Origin of the sequence: Schaedlerella arabinosiphila, assembly GCF_003885045.1 — a bacterium.
Classification (GTDB): Bacteria; Bacillota; Clostridia; order Lachnospirales; family Lachnospiraceae; genus Schaedlerella; species Schaedlerella arabinosiphila.
On record NZ_RHJS01000002.1, the window covers coordinates 3,316,354 to 3,341,624 of the forward strand.

General features: G+C 48.6%; 17 protein-coding genes. 6 read left to right on the top strand and 11 right to left on the bottom strand.

Features of this window, described 5'->3' with window-relative positions; translation table 11 throughout:
• Nucleotides 1–3: 3 nt before the first annotated feature.
• The 9 genes from asp2 to EBB54_RS15905 form a co-directional block, all read right to left on the bottom strand.
• The gene (gene asp2 / locus EBB54_RS15865) at nt 4–1,506 is read right to left on the bottom strand and encodes an accessory Sec system protein Asp2 (protein WP_125128161.1); all 1,503 of its coding nucleotides are present in this window, start codon (nt 1,504–1,506) and stop codon (nt 4–6) included.
• Nucleotides 1,499–3,094, bottom strand: a complete 1,596-nt coding sequence (gene asp1 / locus EBB54_RS15870) for an accessory Sec system protein Asp1 (RefSeq protein WP_125128162.1) — start codon at nt 3,092–3,094, stop codon at nt 1,499–1,501. The genes asp2 and asp1 overlap by 8 nt, the downstream gene beginning before the upstream one ends.
• A 51-nt stretch (nt 3,095–3,145) precedes the next feature.
• Nucleotides 3,146–4,345, bottom strand: a complete 1,200-nt coding sequence (locus EBB54_RS15875) for a preprotein translocase subunit SecY (protein ID WP_125128163.1) — start codon at nt 4,343–4,345, stop codon at nt 3,146–3,148.
• Between the two features lie 81 nt (nt 4,346–4,426).
• Nucleotides 4,427–4,573, bottom strand: coding sequence for a hypothetical protein (locus tag EBB54_RS30195; RefSeq protein ID WP_154677796.1), 147 nt, complete (start codon nt 4,571–4,573; stop codon nt 4,427–4,429).
• The gene (locus tag EBB54_RS15880; protein ID WP_154677797.1) at nt 4,573–9,753 is read right to left on the bottom strand and encodes a hypothetical protein; all 5,181 of its coding nucleotides are present in this window, start codon (nt 9,751–9,753) and stop codon (nt 4,573–4,575) included. The genes EBB54_RS30195 and EBB54_RS15880 overlap by 1 nt, the downstream gene beginning before the upstream one ends.
• 207 nt (nt 9,754–9,960) lie before the next feature.
• Complete coding sequence (locus EBB54_RS15890; RefSeq protein WP_125128166.1) at nt 9,961–11,148, bottom strand: BTAD domain-containing putative transcriptional regulator; 1,188 nt, start codon at nt 11,146–11,148, stop codon at nt 9,961–9,963.
• Entirely contained in the window at nt 11,145–12,188 is a 1,044-nt protein-coding gene (locus EBB54_RS15895) for a GGDEF domain-containing protein (RefSeq protein WP_162307162.1), read from the bottom strand. The genes EBB54_RS15890 and EBB54_RS15895 overlap by 4 nt, the downstream gene beginning before the upstream one ends.
• Nucleotides 12,189–12,499: 311 nt before the next feature.
• Nucleotides 12,500–13,120 (bottom strand): recombinase family protein, encoded by a 621-nt coding sequence (locus EBB54_RS15900; RefSeq protein ID WP_125128168.1) that lies wholly within the window; start codon nt 13,118–13,120, stop codon nt 12,500–12,502.
• 471 nt (nt 13,121–13,591) lie between these two features.
• A complete protein-coding gene (locus EBB54_RS15905) occupies nt 13,592–15,202 on the bottom strand; it encodes an AAA-like domain-containing protein (RefSeq protein WP_125128169.1) in 1,611 nt (536 codons plus the stop codon).
• Nucleotides 15,203–15,478: 276 nt separating this feature from the next.
• On the opposite strand from EBB54_RS15905, the gene EBB54_RS15910 reads away from it, so the two are divergent.
• A complete protein-coding gene (locus EBB54_RS15910) occupies nt 15,479–15,847 on the top strand; it encodes a VOC family protein (RefSeq protein ID WP_125128170.1) in 369 nt (122 codons plus the stop codon).
• A gap of 365 nt (nt 15,848–16,212) precedes the next feature.
• On the opposite strand, the gene EBB54_RS15915 is transcribed toward EBB54_RS15910, so the two are convergent.
• Together EBB54_RS15915 and EBB54_RS15920 are read right to left on the bottom strand one after the other, a co-directional pair.
• Nucleotides 16,213–16,551 carry a type II toxin-antitoxin system RelB/DinJ family antitoxin gene (locus EBB54_RS15915; RefSeq protein WP_162307163.1) on the bottom strand — a complete coding sequence of 113 codons (339 nt, stop codon included), beginning with the start codon at nt 16,549–16,551 and terminating at the stop codon, nt 16,213–16,215.
• A gap of 208 nt (nt 16,552–16,759) precedes the next feature.
• Nucleotides 16,760–18,124, bottom strand: coding sequence for an MATE family efflux transporter (locus tag EBB54_RS15920; RefSeq protein WP_125128172.1), 1,365 nt, complete (start codon nt 18,122–18,124; stop codon nt 16,760–16,762).
• Between the two features lie 192 nt (nt 18,125–18,316).
• On the opposite strand from EBB54_RS15920, the gene EBB54_RS15925 reads away from it, so the two are divergent.
• The 5 genes from EBB54_RS15925 to EBB54_RS15945 all read left to right on the top strand — a co-directional run bounded on the left by EBB54_RS15925 (nt 18,317) and on the right by EBB54_RS15945 (nt 25,247).
• Complete coding sequence (locus EBB54_RS15925; protein ID WP_125128173.1) at nt 18,317–19,672, top strand: RCC1 domain-containing protein; 1,356 nt, start codon at nt 18,317–18,319, stop codon at nt 19,670–19,672.
• The gene (locus EBB54_RS15930) at nt 19,662–20,420 is read left to right on the top strand and encodes a response regulator transcription factor (protein ID WP_125128174.1); all 759 of its coding nucleotides are present in this window, start codon (nt 19,662–19,664) and stop codon (nt 20,418–20,420) included. Before EBB54_RS15925 ends, EBB54_RS15930 begins: the two co-directional genes overlap by 11 nt.
• A complete protein-coding gene (locus EBB54_RS15935) occupies nt 20,417–21,877 on the top strand; it encodes a sensor histidine kinase (protein WP_125128175.1) in 1,461 nt (486 codons plus the stop codon). Before EBB54_RS15930 ends, EBB54_RS15935 begins: the two co-directional genes overlap by 4 nt.
• A gap of 102 nt (nt 21,878–21,979) precedes the next feature.
• Nucleotides 21,980–23,536 carry a DUF6034 family protein gene (locus tag EBB54_RS15940; RefSeq protein ID WP_125128176.1) on the top strand — a complete coding sequence of 519 codons (1,557 nt, stop codon included), beginning with the start codon at nt 21,980–21,982 and terminating at the stop codon, nt 23,534–23,536.
• Nucleotides 23,537–23,642: 106 nt separating this feature from the next.
• Nucleotides 23,643–25,247, top strand: a complete 1,605-nt coding sequence (locus EBB54_RS15945; RefSeq protein ID WP_125128177.1) for a DUF6034 family protein — start codon at nt 23,643–23,645, stop codon at nt 25,245–25,247.
• Nucleotides 25,248–25,271: the final 24 nt, after the last annotated feature.

The following is a 25,271-nucleotide window of genomic DNA, read 5'->3' on the forward strand; positions in this document are numbered from 1 at the left end:
TCTTTATTCCATCTTTCTGCCAAAATCCTCTCTCAGGATTTTTTTGTATTGATTCAGAAACCAATTGATGATTCCCGTCGTGTCGTCGTTATGCCTCCCATGGATTCCCTTGCCGTATGCCTGGACACCGTCAGACTGCAGATGGGAGAGCATGGAAAGGTATGCGTCCGCGTCATAGTCGTCCTCGATCATATAAGCAACCACAAACTTTGAGCTTCCCCAATCTGTTTTCTCAAACTTGTTCCAGAATTTCTCATTCAGCCTTTGGACGCATTCTTCCCCCGAGCCGCCGCACTGAAAACGCAGAATATCCAGGGATGTCGGAAAACCGCCGGGGCGCAGATGCTTCTCATTTGCCGCCACATTTCCGATGCTGGCCAATGGCTTCCCAACGATCATGGCATGGGGACGGATGTCGCATCCATAATATAAAGCGCCGAAGGTTCCCATGGAAAGTCCCGACAGGATCACCTGATCCGGAGTAAATCCAAGTTCCTTCATGTGTTTTCTGATCATATTCACATAGATCTGCTCATACTCATCCGATCCCATATAGAAACTGCCGCCTTCCAGGCGCGGCTCCGCGATCAGAAGAAAGGGACACCCCAATGCCTTTACCATGAAATATCCTTCAAATCCCTCCAGAGTCTTATATCCGGAAAAATATACATTCAAAGGCGGTTTCAGATCCCCCGGATCAAAATAGCAGAATGCTTCCTCCCGGCTGGAAGTCACATACCGTTCCCCTCCCGGAAGAAAATAACCATGACTGCCTCTGGACAGCCTTTTATGCAAACCCGTCAGCCAGAGTCTGCCTCTGCCCTTTGCTTTGACAGAGAAAAAGAGCGTGCCGTTCCCCTTGCTGCTTTCCAGCCGGACAACCTGTTCCAGATCCTTCTCGCTGAGTTCCAGCCGTTCCAGAACAACAGATGCCGTTCCTGTCGCAAAAATTGTGACTTCCAGAACAATCTCAACAGACGGGTCCTTATCGTATTCCAGCCAGAAATCTGCCGCCTCTCCCTTAGGCAGCGGATTGTTGTAACGCCAGTATGCTGCCTGGCGAAACTCCTCTCCAAAGTCACCCTCCAGCAAGATATTCTGGTTCCCGTTCCACTTCACTTTCCCAGAGAATCCGTGTGCCACAGCCACATCCCGCAATGCGAATTTTTCCCCATAAGGACGCGGGAAATAAAAGCGGGTTTCTTCTGTCAAAAATCTCTGGATATCCGCCCTTGGAAGATGCTGTGCCCTTCTGCTGCGGCACAGCCATTCCATACGCCCCCTGACATCCACCTTGCTTGTCACAAAGAGCGTATATGCCTTCGCCGAGCGGTAGACCTGCCTGATCTCCTCTTCCAGAAGGTTTCGGTCCAGAAAGAACAGGTCATACGCTTTCTCCGGAGGCTCAATAAATTCCTCGGCATAATCCAGTGTCACGCCCTCCGGCAATGTATAGATCTCATTCCAGTCCTCATTCCCAAGCTGTAAAATCTGTATCTTAGCCAACGCTGTCCATGACCTCCCCCCACATCTCCAGCAAACGTTCCGTTGTATATTTTTTGCTTATTTCATAAGAAAAAATCTTTGCCTCATTCCAGTGCTCCAGTCCGTCCAGATAGTAATCCAGTGCCTGGGGCAGCTTTTCCAGCCTGTCCAGGATGATGCCGTTGCCGCCGTCCGTGATGAACTCTGTCTTTTTCCATACAATCTGGGGAATCTCAAAGCTGATTGCGTTGATCTGCAGATACAGCTCCGGCACCTCCCGCAGGTCTATGATCAGCCACTGCTCCCGCATACATTTGCTCACAGACAGCTCGTCCACACACTGTTCCGGGACAAAAAGAACCGGTACTTTTCCATCCTCTTCCAATCCATTCTCCGACACGATATCATTTCCTGCTTCCCCGGCCCACTCTTCCGGCATACCGTTTTTAGCCAGCTCGGTCCGCGTCCGTTCCAGAAGCCTCTGCTTGCTGTCATATCCTGCCTCTCTGGTAAACAGATGAACCCTGGCCCCTTTCTTCCTTGGCAGATATCCGCCAAGGATACGGATTGCTTCTCCGAATGTTTCACTGTCCAGACCATCCACAGCCATCATAAGCTTCTGCAGGCCGCTCTGCAGGCTGAGCCCCTCGTCAACCCGCGTATCATACGGCGGAATCGCCGCAAGGCGGTCAGCTGGAATCTGAAGCATACTCTGCAGCTTCTTCGCATTGTCCTTGGAATCCACCACCACATAATCCGCACTCCGGATCATTTCCAGTGAATCCGGATCATCTGAAATCTGATATCTGTCATGATAAAATGACAAGATCCTTTTTTTTCCTTTCAATGCCTGTCCCAGGAGCTTCGCATGAAGGTTATGCATGGCGATGCAGAATACATCCTGCGTATCTGTCAGCTCCAGATAGGATGACAGCACCTCGCAGATCACCTGGTCCATATTCTCATAGGTTATCCGTGAAAATTGCCTTGTTTCCCGTAAGCCGCCGCACTCCAGCAGATATTCCGGACATCCTTCATTTATCTCCACATGCCCGTCTTTATCATAACGCCGAAGCTTCCATATTCCGGCCTCTGTCATATAATCCTGATACGCAGGCTGTCCGTTTTCATAAAAAATCATACTGGCAGTAAATCCCCTGTCGTCAAACAAGTCCCGCCGGAAAATCGTACCATTCTGATACAGTTCCACCCAGATCGGATTCCCGTCCTCGGCAAAGTCAATCTGGGCGTATTTCTCCTGGCCCAGCATAGCTGCCACCACGAAGGGCGTATAGAGAAACTCAATCCCCTCCGGCCAGTCCAGGTCATGAAACGACAGCACTTCGGCCTTCTTCCGCCTGACCTCCTGGATCGCGTCAAAGCAGGACCAGTAGGGCACCCGGAATACTCCCTGCCGATGGAGAAAATGCCGGAAGTTCGGGGAAAAGCCAAGAAGCATGATCTGGTAGTCATATCCCCCGCTGCGGTGAAAAAGCTGAATCTGCTTTACAGTGTCGTCAAATTCGGAATACATCCGCTTTACCCGCCAGCTCTCCTCACTTTCACACCATTCTCTTTTCTTATACCATGCCGGAATAAAATATAACATTTTACAGCTCCTATTATTTTGTTTCTATCCGCAATCACTCCACACACATGTTTAAAACAGGGGCCTGCAGGAATCGTAATTCCTGTATGTGACGCACTCCCTGTACATATTGCATGAAAATCCGATCAGCATCATCATAGAGGTAGGCAGTGCTGCCAATGTACTGTCCATCCCCCCATACGCCTGCAGAAGCATCGGCGTCACGATGCAGCCACCCATAACGGTCGCGCCAATCAGGCTGAGCCGCCATACAACCCCTCGCAGATACCGCCTTGTATCACGTCCGGCATGAAGATCCACAATGCTGTCCCCGCTTTTTAAAAACCGCTCGGAAATATCCTTCGGGTTGAGCATCAGCATCGCAAACAGGATCGTCAGCAGATATTCACAGACAATATAGATCAATATGCCGAAAGGCTTTGTCAGGGACAGATTCTCCTGCCACCAGAGGATTCCCTGATGATGCGGATAAAAAGATATCAGAAGAGATACGATGAGCTTTGGCAGCATAAATACTGCAGTAGCAAACATCATCGGCATCATTCCCGCAGGATTGAGTTTGATCGCCATATAATTCTTATCCGCATAAATATTGTGTATGGAAATGCGCTGTACCGGAATCCTCTTTTCCGTATTTTCCATAATCAGCATAAGGAACATCATCACGGCTGAAATCATCAATGGGACTGCAAGGCGGTCCAAAGTCTGCCTGAACAAAATCCCTGTAATCCGTTCCAGAATATTCACAGTGATGAATACCATCCTGCCGCTGACCCCAAATCTGCTGTTCCTGTCCGACATCCACATTATGAGGACCGCGCCTGTCACCATTTCCGCAGCCGCAATCGCCTGTACCAGGGGCAGTTCCTGGGCAGACGCCATGAACTTGATCTCTCTCACCTGGGTAAACGCCTGAAATAAAGCGATACCAAGCGTAACCGCCACCGTCATACGTCGGGACTTTCCCGGAGAAATCCCGGATTTTGTAAACAGTCCCCTGATTGCCATAAAAATCTGAACTATAAATCCGGATATCATGGAAGGAAAAATTCCAAGCGCAAACACCGAAGAACGGAACGCATCCCCGCTGATACTCTGGAGCAGCAATTCCTCCACATTAAAGTAGGCTTCCCTGTAGGCTGAAACATCCAGAGCATATAAAGGAATATTTTTCCCAATCAGATATACGAAAAGAATGATCCCCGAATAGGCCAGTTTATATTTTAATACATTTTCTTTCGATTCTTGCACAACCACTCTCCCGGTTATAAATAAAAATCAAAATCAGTGGCTGCCATATATGACAGCAGCCACCAATTTCTCATCATTCGATCAGTCCAGCTGATCCTCCAAATCCTTTATTTCTTTTTTCAGTTTATGCCTTTGTATGAAGTACCATCCTGTGATGGCGGCAAGAAAAACCAATGCAAACGTATCCCAATGGCAAAATCCCCATACTAAATTTTCAAAAAACTTCATCAACTATCTTTCCCTTCTGTCTTCTCATCTACCTCTTTTTTCAGTTCAGAAACCTTCTTCCTCCTCTTCCGGTTGCTTCCCGCATAGAAGAACGGCAGGAATGCAGATGCAAATACTTCACATATATGCTGGATATTATGCATCAGTCCGTTGGCAACCGCCATATCCGCCAATGGAGTATCCGGGTCGTTAACCGTCTGCATCGGCTGGTCATTCGGAGTATCTACATCACTCATATCCGCCAACGGTATCGGGGTATCCACTACCGGTACGGTCGGAGTTACTGTTGGTGTCGGGGTTGCTACTGCAGGTGCCGGGGTTGCCGCCGCAGGTACTGCCAGGGCATCCGCGTCTGGTGTCGCCGGGGTTGCCGGAGTATCCGGTGCCGGGGTGTCTGTCGGTGCATCCGGTGCAGGAGTATCTGTCGGCGCATCAGGAGCATCGTCTTCTGCCGGGGTCGGCGGAGTATCCGGGGTCGGAGTATCCGTCTCTGCTGAGCTGGTAGATGTGCTCTCGCTGGATGAGGTGCTGGCACTTGTGCTTTCGCTGGACGAAGTGCTGGCACTCGTGCTCATGCTTTCACTTACTACCGTTGAAGTGCTCTCACTCTCACTTACTACTGTCGAGGTGCTTTCGCTTTCACTTACTACCGTCGAGGTACTTTCACTCTCACTTACTACGGTTGAAGTACTCTCACTTTCACTTACTACGGTTGAGGTGCTCTCACTCTCACTCACTACGGTTGACGTACTTTCACTTTCGCTTACTACCGTCGAGGTGCTCTCGCTTTCGCTTACTACGGTTGACGTGCTTTCGCTTTCACTCACTACTGTACTGGTGCTCTCGCTTTCGCTTACTACCGTCGAGGTGCTTTCGCTCTCACTTACCACTATCGAAGTGCTTTCACTTTCGCTTACTACCGTTGAAGTGCTCTCGCTTTCACTTACTACCGTTGAAGTGCTTTCGCTTTCACTTACTACCGTCGAAGTGCTCTCGCTTTCACTTACTACCGTCGAGGTACTCTCACTTTCACTTACTACAGTTGAGGTGCTCTCACTCTCGCTCACTACGGTTGAAGTACTTTCACTTTCGCTTACTATCGTTGAGGTGCTCTCACTCTCGCTCACTACTGTTGAGGTGCTTTCGCTCTCACTTACCACTGTTGAGGTGCTTTCACTTTCACTCACTACGGTACTGGTGCTTTCGCTCTCACTTATTACCGTTGACGTGCTTTCGCTTTCACTTACTACCGTCGAAGTGCTCTCGCTTTCGCTTACTACCGTCGAGGTGCTCTCGCTTTCGCTTACTACGGTTGACGTGCTTTCGCTTTCACTCACTACGGTTGACGTGCTTTCGCTTTCACTTACTACCGTCGAGGTACTTTCGCTTTCACTTACTACCGTTGACGTACTTTCACTCTCGCTTACTACCGTCGAGGTACTTTCACTCTCACTTACTACGGTTGAAGTACTTTCACTTTCGCTTACTACCGTACTGGTGCTTTCACTCTCACTTACTACTGTCGAGGTGCTCTCGCTCTCACTTACTACCGTACTGGTGCTTTCACTTTCGCTTACTACCGTTGAAGTACTTTCACTTTCACTCACTACGGTACTGGTGCTTTCGCTCTCACTTACTACCGTCGAGGTACTCTCACTTTCGCTTACTACCGTTGAAGTACTTTCGCTCTCGCTCACTACGGTTGAGGTGCTCTCACTTTCACTTACTACCGTCGAAGTGCTCTCGCTTTCACTCACTACCGTCGAAGTGCTTTCACTTTCGCTTACTACGGTGCTGGTACTTTCGCTTTCACTCACTACCGTCGAAGTGCTTTCACTTTCGCTTACTACGGTGCTGGTACTTTCGCTTTCACTCACTACCGTCGAAGTGCTCTCACTTTCGCTCACTACTGTTGAAGTGCTTTCGCTCTCACTCACTACCGTTGAAGTACTTTCGCTCTCGCTTACTACCGTTGAAGTGCTTTCGCTTTCACTTACTACTGTCGAAGTGCTCTCACTTTCACTTACTACTGTCGAGGTACTTTCGCTCTCACTTACTACCGTCGAAGTGCTCTCGCTTTCGCTCACTACTGTTGAAGTGCTTTCGCTCTCACTCACTACCGTTGAAGTACTTTCGCTCTCGCTCACTACGGTTGAGGTGCTTTCGCTTTCACTTACTACCGTTGAGGTGCTCTCACTCTCACTTACTACTGTCGAGGTGCTTTCACTCTCGCTCACTACCGTACTGGTGCTTTCGCTTTCACTTACTACTGTTGAGGTGCTCTCACTTTCACTTACTACCGTCGAAGTGCTCTCGCTTTCGCTTACTACCGTACTGGTGCTTTCGCTTTCACTTACTACTGTCGAGGTACTTTCGCTCTCACTCACCACCGTTGACGTGCTTTCACTCTCGCTCACTACGGTTGAGGTGCTTTCGCTTTCACTTACTACCGTTGAGGTGCTTTCGCTCTCGCTTACTACTGTTGAAGTGCTCTCACTTTCACTTACTACTGTTGAGGTGCTCTCACTCTCACTCACTACGGTTGAAGTACTCTCACTTTCGCTCACTACGGTACTGGTGCTTTCGCTCTCACTTACTACCGTTGACGTGCTTTCACTTTCACTTACCACCGTCGAGGTGCTTTCACTCTCGCTCACTACGGTTGAGGTGCTTTCGCTTTCACTTACTACCGTTGAGGTACTTTCACTCTCACTTAATACTGTCGAGGTGCTCTCACTCTCGCTTACTATCGTTGAAGTACTTTCACTCAAAGAGGTACTTTGACTTAAAATTGCCGCTTCAGATTCGCTTTGTGCTCCCGACAAGCTTTCACTTTCGCTTATGTAAGTCGATGCAGATGTACTCGCACTCTCTGACAAATGCTTACTCGTAGTTTCTGATGTAGACAAAAAGCCACTTGCACTTTCTGACGCAGATGCACTCTCACTTAAGTATGTTGAATCCAGCGTACTTCCACTTTCTGACAGCAATGTACTCCTGCTTGCATATTCCGATGCAGAAGTACTTGCGCTGTCTGACATTGACGTACTCTCGCTTTCATACTTATGTACACTGTCTGACATGAACGTACTCTGATTCTCAGAGGTATTTTGACTAGTTAATGCACTGGTGCTTGCTGCTGCACTTACTGCTTCTGATGTCTGTATAAGATTTTCACTTTCACTCAGGCTGTCGCTCTTTGCTTCACTAAGCTTTACTGAAGCTTCTGTATAATCCGACTCATACGTCTGCGTGAATTCATCCTTTCCATCTATAAAATCTTTTTCGCTTATATATGCCTTTCCGCCCTTAAAATCGTCGTCTTTGTCAAGTATAAACTGACCATTAGTACCTTTTTTAATTTCAACGATATAAATAGTCTCTACTTTTTCTGCATTTTCATGATTCGCAGGGTCCAATGGTGTTTGCGCCCACCAGGGTTTATCATTTCTATTGGCTATTGGGTTGCCATCTCTATCTGCTGTAACGTAATCAAAATATCTTTCCTGAATTTTCCCTTCCTTATCTTTATACGTAGCCAGCACATACTTACCTTCAGCACCCTCATCGTACGGTGTCCAGTTAGAAAAAGTAACTTCCGTATAATCATTCACTTGTGCGTCTGTAAGCATCTTATACTGGATCAGGAGGTTTGCCAGTTTGTCTGCTTGGACATAATAGGCATTGTCCAATTTCTTATACCGCTTTTTTAATATTCTTTCACGCTCCGTCTTAACTAGAGCCTCCTGATTCTTAATATCCTGTTTTAATTGCGCTAATTTCTGAAGTCTTTGTTCGCTGTCATTATAGTGTTCCAGCAAGCTGTCATATTCACTCTGCGCCATTGAAACCGCCTCAGATGTAGCCTGATTCGTACTCTCTGCCATTGACTGAGATGCAGACATACTCGTGCTCACAAATGTAGACGCAATCTCCGACTGTGATACAACTCCAGACACTGCTTCCGACGCTGCTGTACTACCCGATTCAGACTCTGACAGCATCGTGCTGTAATGATCTGACAGAGATTCACTGGCAAACGTTGATTCTGACAAAAGCGTACTATGTGCCTCAGACAGAACTGTACTGTTCGATGCAGATTCTGACAACAGAGTACTATGTCCCTCTGACAGCGCAACACTGCCCGACTCAGATTCTGACAATACGTTACTATATACTTCTGACAGGATCGTACTGCCTGAAGCAGATTCTGACAGCAGCGTGCTGTTCTTCTCTGACCATGCCTGGCTTTCCGCCGTGGATCTAGCAAGCAATGCTTCCTCTTCTTCTGTCAGTGCCTCACCATTCTCAAGTTTCGCCTGAGCGATTCTTAACTTAGACAATAACGTCGGCGTGAGCCAGTCACTTCCTTCAATCGGAAGCTCATCTGCAACTTCGGATTCAGTCATGGATGCTTCTGAATCAGATGCCGATGCTTCGGATTCAGTCGTGGATGCTTCTGATTCAGATACCGAATCCTTAGAATCCGATGCAGAAGCCCCGGTATCTGATGCCGTCGTCGTAGAATCAGATGACATTGATCCTAAATCCGAATCTGCTGTCTCAGAGTCATAGACTGCCGCCTCAGAATCTGATGCGGACGCTTCGGAAGTATCAGCGCTGTTGTCCGCCGCTGAATTTATATCTTCCGTTGACTCCACAGAATCCACCGGTGCCGGGTCCGCTGGCGCTGGTTCTACCGGTGCGGGATCTACTGGCACAGGTTCTACAGGTACAGGATCTACCGGCGCTGGTTCTATCGGCGCAGGATTCTCCGGCACAGGCTGCTCCACTGTCTCTGATCCGTATGTTGATTCAGTTCCCGCAGCAGAATCCGTACTCTCTGTCGTTGCCACGCTGTCTGTGGATGCCGCGCTGTCTACATATGCAGCACTGCCTGTTCCGTCGTCATAAGCAAAACCCGAATCTTGGTCCGTATATGATACATTTTCATTCATCTGTTCCGAGCTGGGTTCCGCAGACTCAGAAGTCTCTCTTGTCTGCGGCTCTTCAGAACTCTCCGTCCTCTCCTCTGCGGAAAAGACCAGTTCATCTGACCCTCCCTCTCCATTCTGATCAAGCTCTGCGGCATATACTACATTCCCATCCTGGAACATTCCCATGCCCCCAATGGCAATTCCTGCCGCCGCAATCACTTTCATGGCTTCTTTCTTTTTCATTTCAGCCTACCTTTCTTCTATTCGGAATCACATTTTCCCTTTTCTCATAATGCTACCCACATACAGTATAACAAAGCCGCTCTTTCGCAAACTCTTTCATCCGGCACGATTTATACACTTTTTGCACCGATTGACTGCGGAAAGCAAGTCCCCAGCCTGACGTTCTCAGCCGTCCTCATTGTTTCTGCCTGACGAATCCCCTCTTCATTACCAATTCCCCCCATCATCCAGCAGCCTGCAGCTCACTCCTCCGCGTCCGCCGCACCGTTTCCGAAAATCCAGATCAATCCGTGCCCCAATCTCTGCTATATGCTCTTTCTTCATCCCCACACACAGCAGCAAATACTGATTTTCACTATATTTTGTATAAATATCTCCCAGACGGAGATGGGCCTGGAAAGATGCACGCAGCTTTTTTCCCTGCTTTTCGCAATATTCCCGGTTTTCTGCCGCATGACCGTTTCCGTCCAGAATGGTGCACAGAAACAGACTGAAATGTACAGTTCCACGCTTTATGACGCGCTTTAACATATGATAACAGTCTGAAAAACCCGGAAGCGTACAGCCATATGCCCCCGGTCCCTGAACCGTTTCCAGAAGATAATCACTGATGGCTTCCTCCGACCCCTCCGGCCGCAGGATTTTTCTTCCGATTTTTTGGAATTGATCCTGCTGCTTTTTCGACAGAAACCCTCCCGACTCCTGCAGATGCGCCGCTGCTTTTTGATATAACGCTTCTGCCTCCTGATGCTGATTCAAAGCGATCAGACTGTCAATCCGCCAGTTTTCCCATCCCTCATAAGGGTAAATTTCCGATGCGCCGGCAGCCAGCCTTTCAATGCTTCTGTAATCCCCCTCACCTTTCAAATATCCAAACAGATACTTCATCATCGAAAAATACAGTTTCTGATAATACCGGCTTTTCTCTATAACCCACTGCTCATTCGATAACTGCGGCAAAAATTCCCCCTGATAAAATTCACAGGCTTTTTCACACAGCTCTGCTTTTTTCCGTTTATCCTGCTCCTTCTCAAATTCCCGTGCGGCTTTTTCGAAATTCCAGGCATCTGATTCCACCTCAATCCCGCCGTCGAAATACAAGACGCCCATTCGCAGAAAAAGATAATCTCCGGCAGGAAGAGGTGAGGCCTCCAGGTATTTGCGCAGCCGGAAAATGGTATTGTTCAGGCTGGCGTTGGTATCCTCTACTTCCTCCCATTTATAAAGACTTTCCGCGACATCGCTTTTACTGAATCCCTGGCCGGGCCTGGTCATCAAAATCTGAAATAATTGTCCGAATTTGGAATCCCTCTGCCTGCCGAAGGTCAGTACCTCATCCCCATAGCTGGCCGTAAATCCGCCGAACATTTTCACTGATAGCTTTTTCTCCGTCACGCTTTGCTTCTCCTTTTCAGTTTCTCTGGAGCTGCATACGAATGATCCTGCTCCGTCAGTTCTACAATGCGGGCCGGCTGAAGCGCATAGCAATGATGAACCAAAATATCATTTTCCTGACCGCCTGCCTGAAATTTTCCTCTGATCCGTTCCGCAATCCTGTCCCCCTGCCCTTCTGTGGTATCAATGACAAGGACAAGGTACTGGCTGCTGGAATAGCGGGTATATACGTCTCCAATCCGAAGCGTGGAATGGATGTCTTCCCCCAGCCGTTCCATCTGGTCATCCTTTTCCCCCGGCTGAAGACTTCTCCCCTGCCCGTCCACTACGCTGATCAAAATGGCGCATGCTTTCAGCCCGCTTCGGATAATTCCGCGTTCCAGAAAACGATAGATTCCCTTGAAGGTTTCATAATCCTGGCAATATGCTCCCGGCTTTCGGATCTGTTCAATCAGATCCTTCCTGATCCGCCTGGCATCCTTTACATAATGATCCTGCCCTCTGCTCTTTCTTCCTCCCGTGTCTGACTTTCGTCTCCGCAGCTCTGCGTCAGCACGTTCCAATAAGCTTCGGCAGGTATCCCCCGGCTGCCGCAAAACCGATACTGCCGTCACGGAAAATGCAATCTCATTTTTTCCTTTTCCTCCGTTCATACGAAAACGTTTCTCAATGCGTTCGCAGATTTCCTGCGCCTGCTGTATCTCCTGACAGTTTGGTATAAAAATAAGAAAATGGTCACCGCCGTATCTGCCAAGAATATCGTTCTCACGTATCATATATGTAAGAACCTGTGCGGCCTCTTTCAGACATTCATCCCCGGCCGGATGTCCATACTGATCGTTGATCTGCCTCAGGCGGTTTACATCGCACAGCACAAGCGCTCCGCTCCGATTCCTGTTCATTGCAGATGTCATTCGAGACTCCGCAGCACTTTTCTTCAAAATGCCCGTAAGATAATCCAGTTCCCGCATCTCTCCCCTCTTTTTGTCCGCTCCTGCCTTCAATGTCCCCGTCTCATTGAACTGTGTATTCCCTCTCATGCCCAACCCCATCCTTCTCCTGATCTGAAAAATCTCAACCACTTTTTCACCCTGGAAATTTTTGGTTTATAAAGAAAGGCATCTATTTCTGGTACAACTGGTTTGTGAAACCGTATGAACCAAAAAAGATGCCTGTTTATAATACGCTAAAATAAAAAGAAACTCTTTTTTATGTTTTAAAAATCCCAATTACCGTTTCATAAAGTAGACAATAAGAAACACTTCTAAAACGCATATTTATCATTCGGTTTATGACCTTTTTTATGTATGTAGACATTATAAACCAATCGTTTCAAAAAGTCTACTATTTGTTACAGTCCTATTGTTCCTTTCTCCATCTCCAACTGCTCCCTGCATCTCCGGTAAAATGTCGAATGGCTCATGTTCAGCGCGCTTGCCGCGTTCCTCGAAGAGATATCCCCATGCTCCCACATTTCAAAATATTCCCTAAAATTATGGGGGATTTCTATTCTATGACAGCCGAACCTGACCCCCTTTGCCTTCGCCGCCGCGATTCCCTCCGCCTGCCGCTGTCTGATAAATGCCCGCTCTGTCTCCGCCACATAAGCCAGGATCTGCAACACCAAATCTGAAATAAATACCCCCGTCAGATCCCCCTGAACCGTATCCGTGTTCAGCAGGGGCATATCAATCACCCGGATGTCCGCCCCGGTCTCCTTGGTAATCGTTCTCCACTGCTCCAGAATCTCTCCGTAATTGCGCCCCAGCCTGTCAATACTTTTGATAATGAGCAGATCCCCCTTCCTCAGCGCCTTCGTGAGCCTTTGATACTGAGGCCGCCGAAAATCCTTTCCCGACATCTGATCCAGGTATATGTTTTCCTTCGGGATATCAAACTCCTGCAGTGCCGCAAGCTGCCGATCCGGATTCTGCTCCTTCGTTGACACACGTATGTAGCCGTATTTTTTCATCTGTACACGCCTCCTTATATACTTGATCATAAGTAACCCAAACGTAACTGTACCCTGTTCTCACAGATACAGCACATCAAAATATATAGTAGGCAATAAGAATTTGTTATCAATATATATTATACTCCTCCATCCAAACCTCCATCCAAATTCTTCGTATCGAAGCATCTCGTTTCTTTTGCAAATACGAAATCCAGGCGCGCTTACTGTCCACACGGTGTTGCGCACTTGCTGCACAGCAGCCAGCGAATACAGTGATGGAGCGGGCATCCGACTCATTGGGAAGCCGTCTCAGCGACATGATTCCTCTCCGACGCAGTGCGGCCCTGCCCGGAGGGCTGTATCATGTGGAGGCCCGAAGAACTTCCCCTGGTACAAAAAAACAGACCATACCAGATATTCATAATCCGATATAGTCCGCCATACATCACCTTCACAGTTGAGACAGCCGTTATCGCTCATACGTCTTTCTTATACAACCGCTTCTATCAATATTTTATCGCCGATAACAATTTCATGCACACCAATCTTTTTCTTTTTATTGAAATTGAAGCTGAGCATATACCCCTTGTTTTTGTGATACGCGTCCAAATAATCCGCCAGTTGTTTCTCGCCGCGCTTATTGTATTCATTTCCATGCCATACTTTCATCTCGATCACAAATTGCTCCCCATGGAAATCTACAATCACATCTGTTCTTCCCAAATCTCTTGTCTGTGCTTCCACATAATAATTTCCCGTACCATTGATAATCGGCCTCAGATACAGCAGAAAAAACTTCCTTCCAATATCTTCAATAAATGTTTCATCGCAATTTTTATACAAATCATGGAAATGTTCCACAAATTTTTCCAATATACGGCGCATATTCAAATGCCCGTCGATCATAAACTGACTGCGGTCCCTCTGAGACGCTTTATAAATATCCGTATTCTGCATATCCGCTGCCGACAGGTAATAATTATACAATCTTGTCTCAAAAATACGGTTGGCAACCACCGCCTGTCCTTTCCTGTTTTTTATAAATCCAAACATCGTTGCCATGTCAAATGCCGGTTCATCTGTATTATATGAAATATCTGCTCCTGTAAAAAGAAGTTTTTTCAGCATAGAATCCAGCTCCGGATAATCTCTCAGTTTCCCCATAATCGAATCGAACAGTGTATTCTTTTCCGCCAGCAGCATACGCTCTGCTTCAAGAAATCCCTCTTTTGTCCAGGCTGCCTCAAAGCTTTCAAAGCCTTCCATCCCACAGACTTCTTCGTCAATCAGTTTACAAAGTTCTGATGCCAGAAATGGGTAGCCGGAAGTATCATTATAAATATAACCTGCCATCTCATTCACATTCATACCGGTATGATAATCTTTTTCATATTCTTCCAGCATCCCTGCAATATCCTCTTGTGTAAAACTCATATTCACTTTAAACTTTGCTGCAATATTCCAGGGGCTGTTCAGTCTTTGCTCTTCATCCTGACGGATTTTCCTTTTCAGATTCTTTACATCATAGACCCCTGCCAAAATGACCGACTGAAAAGCAGGCGCTCCAACAGCTTCTCTTTCCAGATAACAGTTCCGCATCTGCGCAAGAAAATCCAGAAAAACCTGATTATTCTGCGCACTGTCTATCTCGTCCACCATCATCACAACCGGCTTTTCAGCTGACCTGCAAAATTCCTTCAAAATCTGGAACAGCTTTTGCAGGTCAAAATATGAGTCTTCTTTTTCCTCCGCATCGCGGAGCTGCCCAATCATCGGATGTTCTTTTGCCAGGTTTTTATCATAAAGCTCCGCCGCTTTTACAAAGCAAGATGCAAACGCCCGTGAAAATGTATTTTCATCCGTATAGGATGCACCGCCCAAAACCTGAAAGTCCAGCCGTATAACAAAATAGCTGTCTGCCATCGCCTTTGCCATTGCATGCAATATTGTTGTCTTTCCATATTGCCTTGCTCTGTTGATCACAAAATATGCCCCTTCATCAACCAGTTCCCGAATCTCACGCAGCCTGCTGCTCAAATCCACCATATAATGCCGCTCCGGCACACATAACCCCGTAATATTAAACCGTTTCTTCGTCATCCGTCCATCTCCTTTTCCCCAAAGCATTCCATCAAAAATTTCATCGTCTAAATCATCTATTCACCTTACCTGCTCCGAACGCTTTCCATTTATCAACCCTGATTCCAGCACAGTCTGCCCCACCTTCTTATCCTAACTATACCAAAAATCTCCTCTTCCAGCAATGTGCTTTTACCATATCTCTCTGCCCTTCCATATTTTCTTTTTTTCCGTAGAAAATCTCCCAAGTCTCTGTTATAATTCATACTATACAATACAAAAAATGGAGGAACCACTATGAAATTTACTTTTGCCCACAACAACCTGAATGTATACGACCTGCAGAAATCCCTGGACTTCTACAAGGAAGCCCTGGGCCTCACCCTGCAACGTACAAAAGATGCCGATGACGGCAGTTTCACCCTGGCCTTTTTAGGCGACCAGACCACCCCTCATCTGCTGGAACTGACCTGGCTCCGCGACATGAACCGCCCTTACGAGCTGGGCGACAACGAGATCCATCTTGCATTTACAGTAGACGACTTCGACGCCGCCCTCGCAAAACATCGGGAGATGGGCTGTGTCTGCTTTGAAAATACAGAGATGGGAATCTATTTTATCGAAGATCCCGACGGCTACTGGCTGGAAATCATCCCCGCAAAGTAAGCGCCTGCATTTACGGTACATACTGCGCAGCAGGATTCTCCGCCTGCGGCGGGTCGCATAAGCGGCATAATTCCTTTCCGCTGCAGTGCGATCCCCCGGAGGTTTTTTATCTTAATAGTAGACAAAGTTTCCTTTAATACAAAAAAACGCCCCTGCACAGCGTCTCCCGCTCCCCGCATGGGCGTTATTTTCACCTTATTAAACATTCTAAATGATACTCTAAATCAAAGTTCCCTTCCATCGGTCTTTTAATCAGTTCTCTCAGACGCAGCATTGTCAATTTTCTTTCATATATATGAAGTTTCTCATGGTCATGAATGTCCAATTTATTTCTCAGAATATCTGTCCCCGGATAACAATAAAGTTCATCGGCCATTCTGAACCTCTCTCATAATTTTTTTTCGCAGCTCATCCCCTGACACTGAACCGCTTTCATACATCTCCAGCATTTGTATGTCTTCTTCGTTCAGTTTCAGCCCCTCCATTGCTAACGTGGCATCGACTTCGCGAAGCAGCTCCTGCGGCGTATAGCCAGAGGGATTTAACTTAACTTCAAATGGAATCCCCTCATGGATAACCAATTGATTCAAGGCCATATTAATATATGTGGTCAGGTTTAAACCAAGTCTGTCAAGAATGTCTGCCGCCTGTCTTTTTAATTCCTCCGGTGTACGAGCCTGTATATATGACATATTTGCTGCCATCTTCAGCATCTCCTCTCGATCTTATGATTTCAGTATAATATTTTATCATTACATTGTCAATACATCCCCTTGAATGGCTTGCCGGCTTGGAACCGGAAAATAAATGTACGGGGAAATAAATGTACGGTAAATACACCTCTCAGCGCCCCCTCTGCAATTGCCTGTACCCTTTCAAACACCTCCATTAGGGTACTATAAGTACTCTCATTTATGTACACGCGTTTTCTTCAGCATACCTCTTTAGCAGATACATCCTCCGATAATAAGCCCCCACCAGTATCACACAAGCTCCCATCCAGGCCAATATCTCCGCGTAAAAGATCCCTTCCTGCCCCAGAAGCCCCGGTAGCAGCATGGCCGCCGACACACGCATGACAAATTCCGCGATCCCGGACACCATGGGGATGATCGTATCCCCCAGCCCCTGCAGCGCGCACCGGTATACATGCAGCGCATACAGGATCAATAAAAACACGCTCATGATCATCAGATAATGATGGGCAATCCCGAGCACCTGCTCCGCCTGGGATTTTTCCGCGGAAATAAACATGGACAGCAGATCCTTCCCCCACAAAAACATAGCCCCCGAAATCAGCAGCGACGTGGCAAACGCCATCACGATCCCGCTGCGCATCCCTCTCTGAATCCGGCGGATATCCCCGGCCCCCCGGTTCTGGGCCACATAGGTTGTGATCGCGTATCCGTAGGAAATGGCCGCCGTCTCCAGCACACCGTACAATTTATTGGTGGCCGTAAATCCTGCCACAAACAAAAATCCAAATCCATTGATCACCGACTGCAGCACCATCCCGCCGATACTGATGACCGCATTCTGAAACATCACCGGGATTCCCAGCCACAGCAGCTTCCTCACCAGCACAAGATCCGGTTCAAAATCCGACCGTCTCAGCCGCAGCAGCGAGATCTTCCGGATCACCAGGCTGCAGTACACGCAGGAGACTCCCTGGGCGATCAGCGTCGCGGCCGCAGCCCCTGCGATCCCCCAGTGAAATACCATGACAAACAGAAGATCCAGCCCAATATTGGTACACGCCGCAGCCACCATGGCCACCAACGGGGACCGTCCGTCCCCCAGCGCCCGGAGCAGGGATGCCTCCAGATTGTACAGAAGGATGATCCCGATTCCGCCGAACATGATCCGCAGATACATAAGAGCCCCGCCGAAGATATTTTCCGGGGTTCTCAAAAGCCGTAACACCGGCGCCGCAGCCGCCTCCCCTGCCGTCGTCAGCAAAACTACCGACACCGCAGCCAGAAGCAGAGCGTTTCCCACCGATTTTCTGAGAGACTCCTCATTTTTCGCCCCGTAAAACTGGGCAAACAAGATGGAAAAGCCCTGCGTCATCCCGGACGCCAGCCACATGAACAGCCAGTTCAACCAGTCCGACGCCCCGATGGAAGCCAGCGCCTGCACGCCCACGCCCTGCCCCACAATCACCGTATCCACGACGGTATAAAGCTGCTGAAAAATATTCCCCAGCATCAAAGGCATAGAAAACCCAAACAGCAGCCTGATTGGACTCCCCTTCGTCATATCTTTTGTTGCCTGCATCACAATCCCCGTTCCTTTCTATATATACAAACGCCCCAAAGCTATGCCGTCCATTCTAAATCATATTCCCCCTTTCGTCAATACGCCAATACTCTCAAACCTTTTACAATATGTTTACATCTCCAAATTGAAAATCCCCTTCAATTGTTATAAAATAATCCTATATCCACACAACTCAAGGAGGCCGTCAGTATGAATACCACCACCCGAAAATCCCATACAAAAACCCTGCTCTTTCTCGTCATCCTGCTGTCCGTTTTTCTCATAGCCGCAGGAGCCATCCTGGCCCGGACGATTCTCGGCGCCGCTTTTCACACGGCTCCCCCCGCATTCTGCACACATACCCCCGAACTGACCGAGGCAGCCGGCGGTTTCTCCCTCCCGGACTACTACATCACCAACAAGGTCACCGCTCTGAACAGATACTACATAGACGACCAGTCCGACCTCTGGGGCTACGGCAGCAATGAATACGGCCAGCTCGGAAACGGCATGGTCCTGGAGCCGGGTGAAACTACCGACACCCCCGTGAAAATCGCCTCCGGCGTGGTATCCGTGGACTGCTCCGTAAACGGCTATTTCTGCATCTATCTGACTGCGGACGGCGAATTGTACGGCATGGGCTCCAACATGCTGGGACTGCTGGGCCAGGATTTCGACAGTACGAATTACTACTGCCGGCACGACAACAAAGTGACCAGCCCCGTCCTCCTGATGGACCAGGTTGCCTATGCACAGGCCGGCATGGAATCCATCACAGCATTGAAAAAAGACGGCAGCGTATGGTGGTGGGGCCAGTACATGAGTACCTATGGGACAACGGTTTCTGACTCAGAAGATTTCGAAAAAACAACCGAGGACGAATCCAATCCCTGCAAAATGCTGTACAACTCTCCCCGCAAAATCCTGGACAACTGCGTCTATGCAGCCACCGGTGACTGGACCGGCGCCGCCATCAGCGAAAACGGCGACCTGTACACATGGGGATTCAATATTTTCGGCGAATGCGGAACTCCCGTTACCGAAGACGACTTCATCCGTACCCCCTGCAAGGTTCTCGAAGACGTGGCGATGGTCTGGCCGGAGCAAATTGAAGTGAACAGCCCTCTGGAAGAAATACCGGAACAAATGCTTTACGAGACCGTTTATCATTTCAACACCTTTGTCCGGTTAAAAGACGGAACCATCCTGGCCGCCGGACGCAGGCTCGGTGATCAGGAAAAAACCATTTCCCTGACAGGAGATCTGATCGCAGAATCCAGCCATACCTATTCAGACACCTTTGTTCCCGTGGAGATTCGAAAATATTCCGCCGAAAATATAAAAAATCTGATCCGCAGGATTGAAATCGGGACCGACAGAGAAGCGGTTGAACAATATCTTACAGCCAACGGAATCCAATATTTCTATGTAGCGAATTATAGCGAAGACACAAGAGAACACACTGAAAATCCATATGAAATGCTCACTGAGGATCAAACTTATTTTTTCTTTTTTGATTCTGAAAATAAACTGACAGAAAAAGGAACCAATCTCCATGCCCTGTAAAATACTTGTAATCGAAGACGAAGAACATATCAACGAACTGATCTGCATCAACCTGGAAACCGCAGGCTACGAACCCGTCCCCTTTTTCGACGGCGCCGCTCTTTTCAGCCATCTCCAGGAGATCCCCGCCCCGTCCTACGACCTGGCGCTCCTGGACGTGATGCTCCCCGGAAAGGACGGCTTTGAACTCCTTCCCGAACTGCAGGCTCAGCAGATTCCGGTCATTTTCCTGACCGCCAGGGGAGACCTCCACAGCAAGGTCAAGGGGCTCACCGACGGCGCCGAGGACTACATCGTCAAGCCCTTCGAAATGCTGGAGCTCCTGGTAAGGGTGGAAAAGGTATTAAGCCGTTTTCAGAAAAAAGTCGAGGACTGCTACCGTATACGGGATGTGGAAATCTTCCCGAAGGAGCGGATCGTGCAGAAAGCCGGAACCGTCATCCCCTTCAAGCCCATGGAGTTTGACTGCCTGCTGCTCCTGGTCCGGTATAAAAATATCGCCCTCAGCCGGGAGCAGCTCCTGCAAATGCTTTGGGGCGTGGAATTTGACGGCGAGACCCGAACCATCGACGTCCACGTCGGAAGGATTCGGAAAAAACTGGGTTTCCAGGATGTCATAAAGACCGTCCCCCGCATCGGATACCGTCTGGAAGACCGCCCGGAGGAGGAAATGCCGTCCCCGGCGGCCAGTCACATGACAGACCAGGCAGCAGCCCCGTCAACGGATACCCCGGAGGAATCACCATGAAGCTGAAAACAAAGATCACCCTCACCTCGGTGTGCCTGCTTCTTCTCCTGTCCCAGGCTTTTTCCATCTGGAACCTGTCCAGAACCCAGGAGCAGATCATTGAGAATATCCGCAGCTACGAATACGAGAGGCTGTCGTCGGATGTATGGCGTTTCAACAAAGCCCTGGCAGCGATGGAGTTTCACGATATCCGCAGCGCAAAGTATGCTGCCCGGACCACATTCTCCTCCGGCTACAGTGAAAATGCCGTCCTCTACTATGACAATGAAGAACTGTACAATCTCAGTCCCTATCTGTTCGACATGGCGGAGCTGGCAGAGTCTCCGAAGGAGCCGGCGCAGGATATGCCTCTCTCTGATTCCGGGGAGCCAGTCATCACGGCCCCGCAGCAAAACGTCTTTCTGGAAGAGGCAGGCAGCCGGCGTCTGCTGATTCTTTTTCAGGATCTGGATGTATTAGACACGGATTACTCACCAAATTCACTGGGCACTCTGCGCCTCCTCCACTACCGCGATATCACCTCTGTCTACCAGTCCGGAAGGCTGCTCTTTTTCCAGGGCATGATTGTGGCCCTGCTCCTGTCCGTCCTTCTGGCCATGCTGCTCACCTACGTTCTCCGGCGAATCCTGGCCCCCTTCTATCTTCTGCGCGATGCGGCAAATAGGATCGCAGAGGGGGACTATGAGAAGCGTGTGGAGCGTCCGGGAACCGATGAGGTGGGTGAAGTCTCCCAGAGCTTCAACCAGATGGCGGAGCGGATCGAGGAACACATCCGCGCCCTGGCGGAAATGAATGAAACCCAGCGTCAGCTTATCGGCTCCCTTGCCCACGAACTGAAAACTCCCATGACCGGCATCCAGGGCTATGCAGAGCTGCTGCAGCGTGTTTCGCTTCCCCCGGTCAAACAGGCCGACGCCCTCCATTATATAGAAGAGGAATGCATCCGTCTCTCCCGCCTTTCCGCAAAAATGCTCCTGCTCACCGACCTGTCACGGGAAGAAACGATCGAAAAAAAGCCCTGCCCGGTATCCGCACTCTTTTCCCAGGCAAAAGAAGTCACCCATTACCGCCTGAAAGAAAAAGACATCCGACTGCAGACAGACCTGGAACAGGATTTTTCCATCCAGGGAGATGCCGACCTTTTGCTCAGCTTCCTCACCAACTTAATCGACAATGCCTGCAAGGCCAGCCCTCCCGGTTCCTCGATCCGCCTGATCGGGACAGACTCCGGGATCTTTGTACAGGATGAAGGGATCGGCATCCCCCCGGACGAGATCACCCGGATCACAGAGCCTTTCTATATGGTAAATAAATCCCGCTCCCGCAAGCAGGGCGGCGCCGGCCTCGGCCTCTCCCTGTGCCACCAGATCGCCCGTCTCCACGGCGGATGCCTGGAGATCAAAAGCAGTCCGGAAGAAGGAACCCGCATCGGAATGCAGATCAATTGCGGCGTCTGAAGTCACTGTCGATTTCCTCAAATACCGCAAAGCAACGCGGCGAGTCATGAAAAAGCTCTTGCATCCAGGTGGATCTTGATATAACATAGAGGAGGACTACCAATGAAAAAAACAGCCCTGCTGCTTTTTCTCACCGTGCTGTCGGCCTGTATCACGCTCGGCTGCAGCTCTGGCTCGAAAAAGCATATTATCGTACGGGAAAAAAGCGAACTGAATACAGACAGCTACCGCCAAACCTCCGGCACGCCGGACACCCTTGCCGGTCAGCTCCAGGTTCCGGAAAAGAATCTGTATTCCGGACAATATATAGATGATCCATTCCAGCTCATCTGCAGTGCTGAGGTTATCGTTCCTGAGACGGACCAGGTTCCTGTCTTCAAGGTTGGCCAAAAACCCTTTAACCAGACATGGATCGATCAGGTCACAGATGTCTTCTTTGGGAATCATCCCGTGTATGACTACGAAAAATATAACCAGCCCACCAGAGAATGGATCTCCGAAAAGCTCCGTCAGCTGAGATCTTACCAGGCAGAAGGCAATCTTGACCCATATGGGTATATTGCCTCCGCACAGGCAGCGGGCTACGAAAATCCGGAATCCTTTTATAACCTGCAGTCAGAGATCCAGCGATGGGAGCAAATTTACGAAGCTTCTCCCGAAACGGTTGAAAAAGTTGAGGTCATCCCTGGTTTTGGCCCCGACGCACCGGATAACTGTTTTTACAGAGAACCATCCGCAGCGGAATCGTCTTCCGCAGAAACAGCCTCTTCGGATGATCCTTTTTTCGGAATTGTTGAAATGGATGGCGGAATTTTCCTGTACAAATTAAAAAGGAGCGGTTCCTTCCACATGGATATCGGCATCGTAAGAGGAGATACAGAGATTTCAGACAAGAAATGGTCCGAATCCTCTTGGTTTCAGCCGTATTGGCTTCAGGACTCTTCTGACGCCCCCAAAGGGAATCTCCCATCCAGGGAGGCTGTAGAAAAACTGGCAGGAATCACCCCTGCTCAGGCCGCTGCAATGACCGATCAGTATATGGAAAAGCTGGGCCTTTCTGATTTTACTCCAAAACGCATAGAACTGAGTCTGAGCAGCCGTTACAATACAGATCCGATCGGATTGGGTTCCGAAGAATACCTGGATTACCAGGATGCCGCCTACCAGATCATCTATACCAGAGATCTCCGTGGATTTCCGATCACGCCTGACAACAGCAATGGCGGTGTTTTGGAATATACGGACGATTCCGGGAGCGCATGGGGTTATGAAAAAGTAGAATTTTATGTAAATCAGGAAGGACTGCAAAAGGCTTCCATCCAAAATCTGTATGAAATACAGAAACCGATGATCGACAATGTAGAACTGATGAGTTTTTCGGATATCACAGAAATATTCTGGAAGATTATGCCGGTCCGTTTTCAAAACAATACAGATAAAATAAATATCAACCGGATCACACTGGGGTATATGAAAATCTATGATCCGGGCCTGAGCAGCACTACAGGACTTCTGGTACCTGTCTGGGATTTTTTCGGAACACGTGAAATATACGATCCTGACACCGGAGAACCCTATGCAATGGCATATCCCACCACCAGCTTTCTGACGATCAATGCCGCTGACGGTACGGTGATCAACCGAAATTACGGATATTAAATCAAACATGAACGAGAGAATTAATATTACAGTGCAGAACAGCCCTCCGCATTTGCCGCGGAGGTTCCGGCTCTGCTCTGAATCATTACATAGAGGAGGACTACTAATGAAAAAAACTGTCCTGCTGCTCTTTCTCACCGTACTGTCGGCCTGCATCACTCTCGGCTGCAGTGACGGCTCCAAAAAGCACATTATCGTGCAGGAAAAAAATGAACTGAATACAGACGGCTACCGTCAGGCTTCCGATACGCCGGAAAATGCTGACGACTCTGACGCAGGCAACGGACAATTATCCGATAGCTCCAGTTCAGACAACGGCAGCGGACATTTGTCCGACAGCGGCAGCTCAGATTCCATTCACAAAAATGCCCTTGCCAGACGACTGCAGGTTCCGGAATCGAACACGTTTTTCAAGGAGTTTCCAGAGAGTCATCTGCAACTATCCTGCCGGGCTAAAATTGAACTTACGGACACGGATCATGTTTCCGTTTACAAGGTTCGCCAGAAACCATTTGATCAGGCATGGATCGACTGGGTCACACACGTTTTCTTTGGTGACCTGCCTGTTTATGACAGCAATAAATATAGACAGCCCACCAAAGAATGGGCGCGTGAAAAGCTGCAGCGTCTGAAGGCGTTTCAGGCAGAAGGAAACACCGATCCCTATGGTCATATTGCAGCCATGCGGGAAAGCGGCAGCCGAAATCCGGAAGGCATATATAATCTGGAAAAGGATATCGAGCAATGGGAGGCGATTTACAGCAACGCTCCCGAGACTGTTGAGAAAGTAGAGGTTTCCCCCGGCTTTAATGTATCCGAATCTGCGGAAAATGCTGATGGAAATCAATATTTTTCCGGCATCGTTGAAATGGACGGAGATGTGTTTGATTACTATTTCAAAAAGAGCGGCCCCATTGATATGGAAATCCGAATCTTAAGGGATAGCGGCGAAGATCCGGATCATACATGGTTTGGATATGACTGGTATCCGGTAGACCTGCCTGCATATTCTGTTTCCCGCAATGGCTATGTTCCATCGCTGGAAAGGGCTGAACAGATTGCAGGAATCTCCCCTTCCGCAGCCGCTGAAATGTGCGACCGCTATATGGAAAAGCTGGGACTCTCTGATTTTTCCGCGAAGCATATAGAGCACAGCCTTAGTTACTGTCAGCCTGAGGACATGCAGGCTGAGCGGATATTTATAGATGCCGGCTACAGGGTCGTATATACACGGGATATCCAGGGATTTCCGGTTACATATGAGATAAGTCCCGGAGGCGCTTACGCTGCAGGCACATACGATCTGTCAAATGCATGGTGCTTCGAAACGGTTGAATTTTATGTCAATCAGAATGGACTGCAAAAAGCAATGCTTCGGAATCTATACGAGATTGAAGAACTGATGTATGATAATATAGAACTGATGGCATTTCCGGAAATCATGGACATTTTCGGACAGACGATGCCGATTCGTTTTTCCGAAAGTTCCGGCAAATATACCATCGACAGGATCACTCTGGGCTATGCAAGAATCTATGATCCAGGCATGGACAGCACCCTCGGACTCCTCGTGCCTGTTTGGGATTTTTTCGGAAAACATGTGGACAATTACAAGGACGGTGAAACTTCTATCCTGGATATTCCCACCCAGAGTTTCCTGACGATCAATGCCGCTGACGGTACGGTAATCAACCGAAATTACGGATATTAAATCAAACATAAACGAGAGAATTAA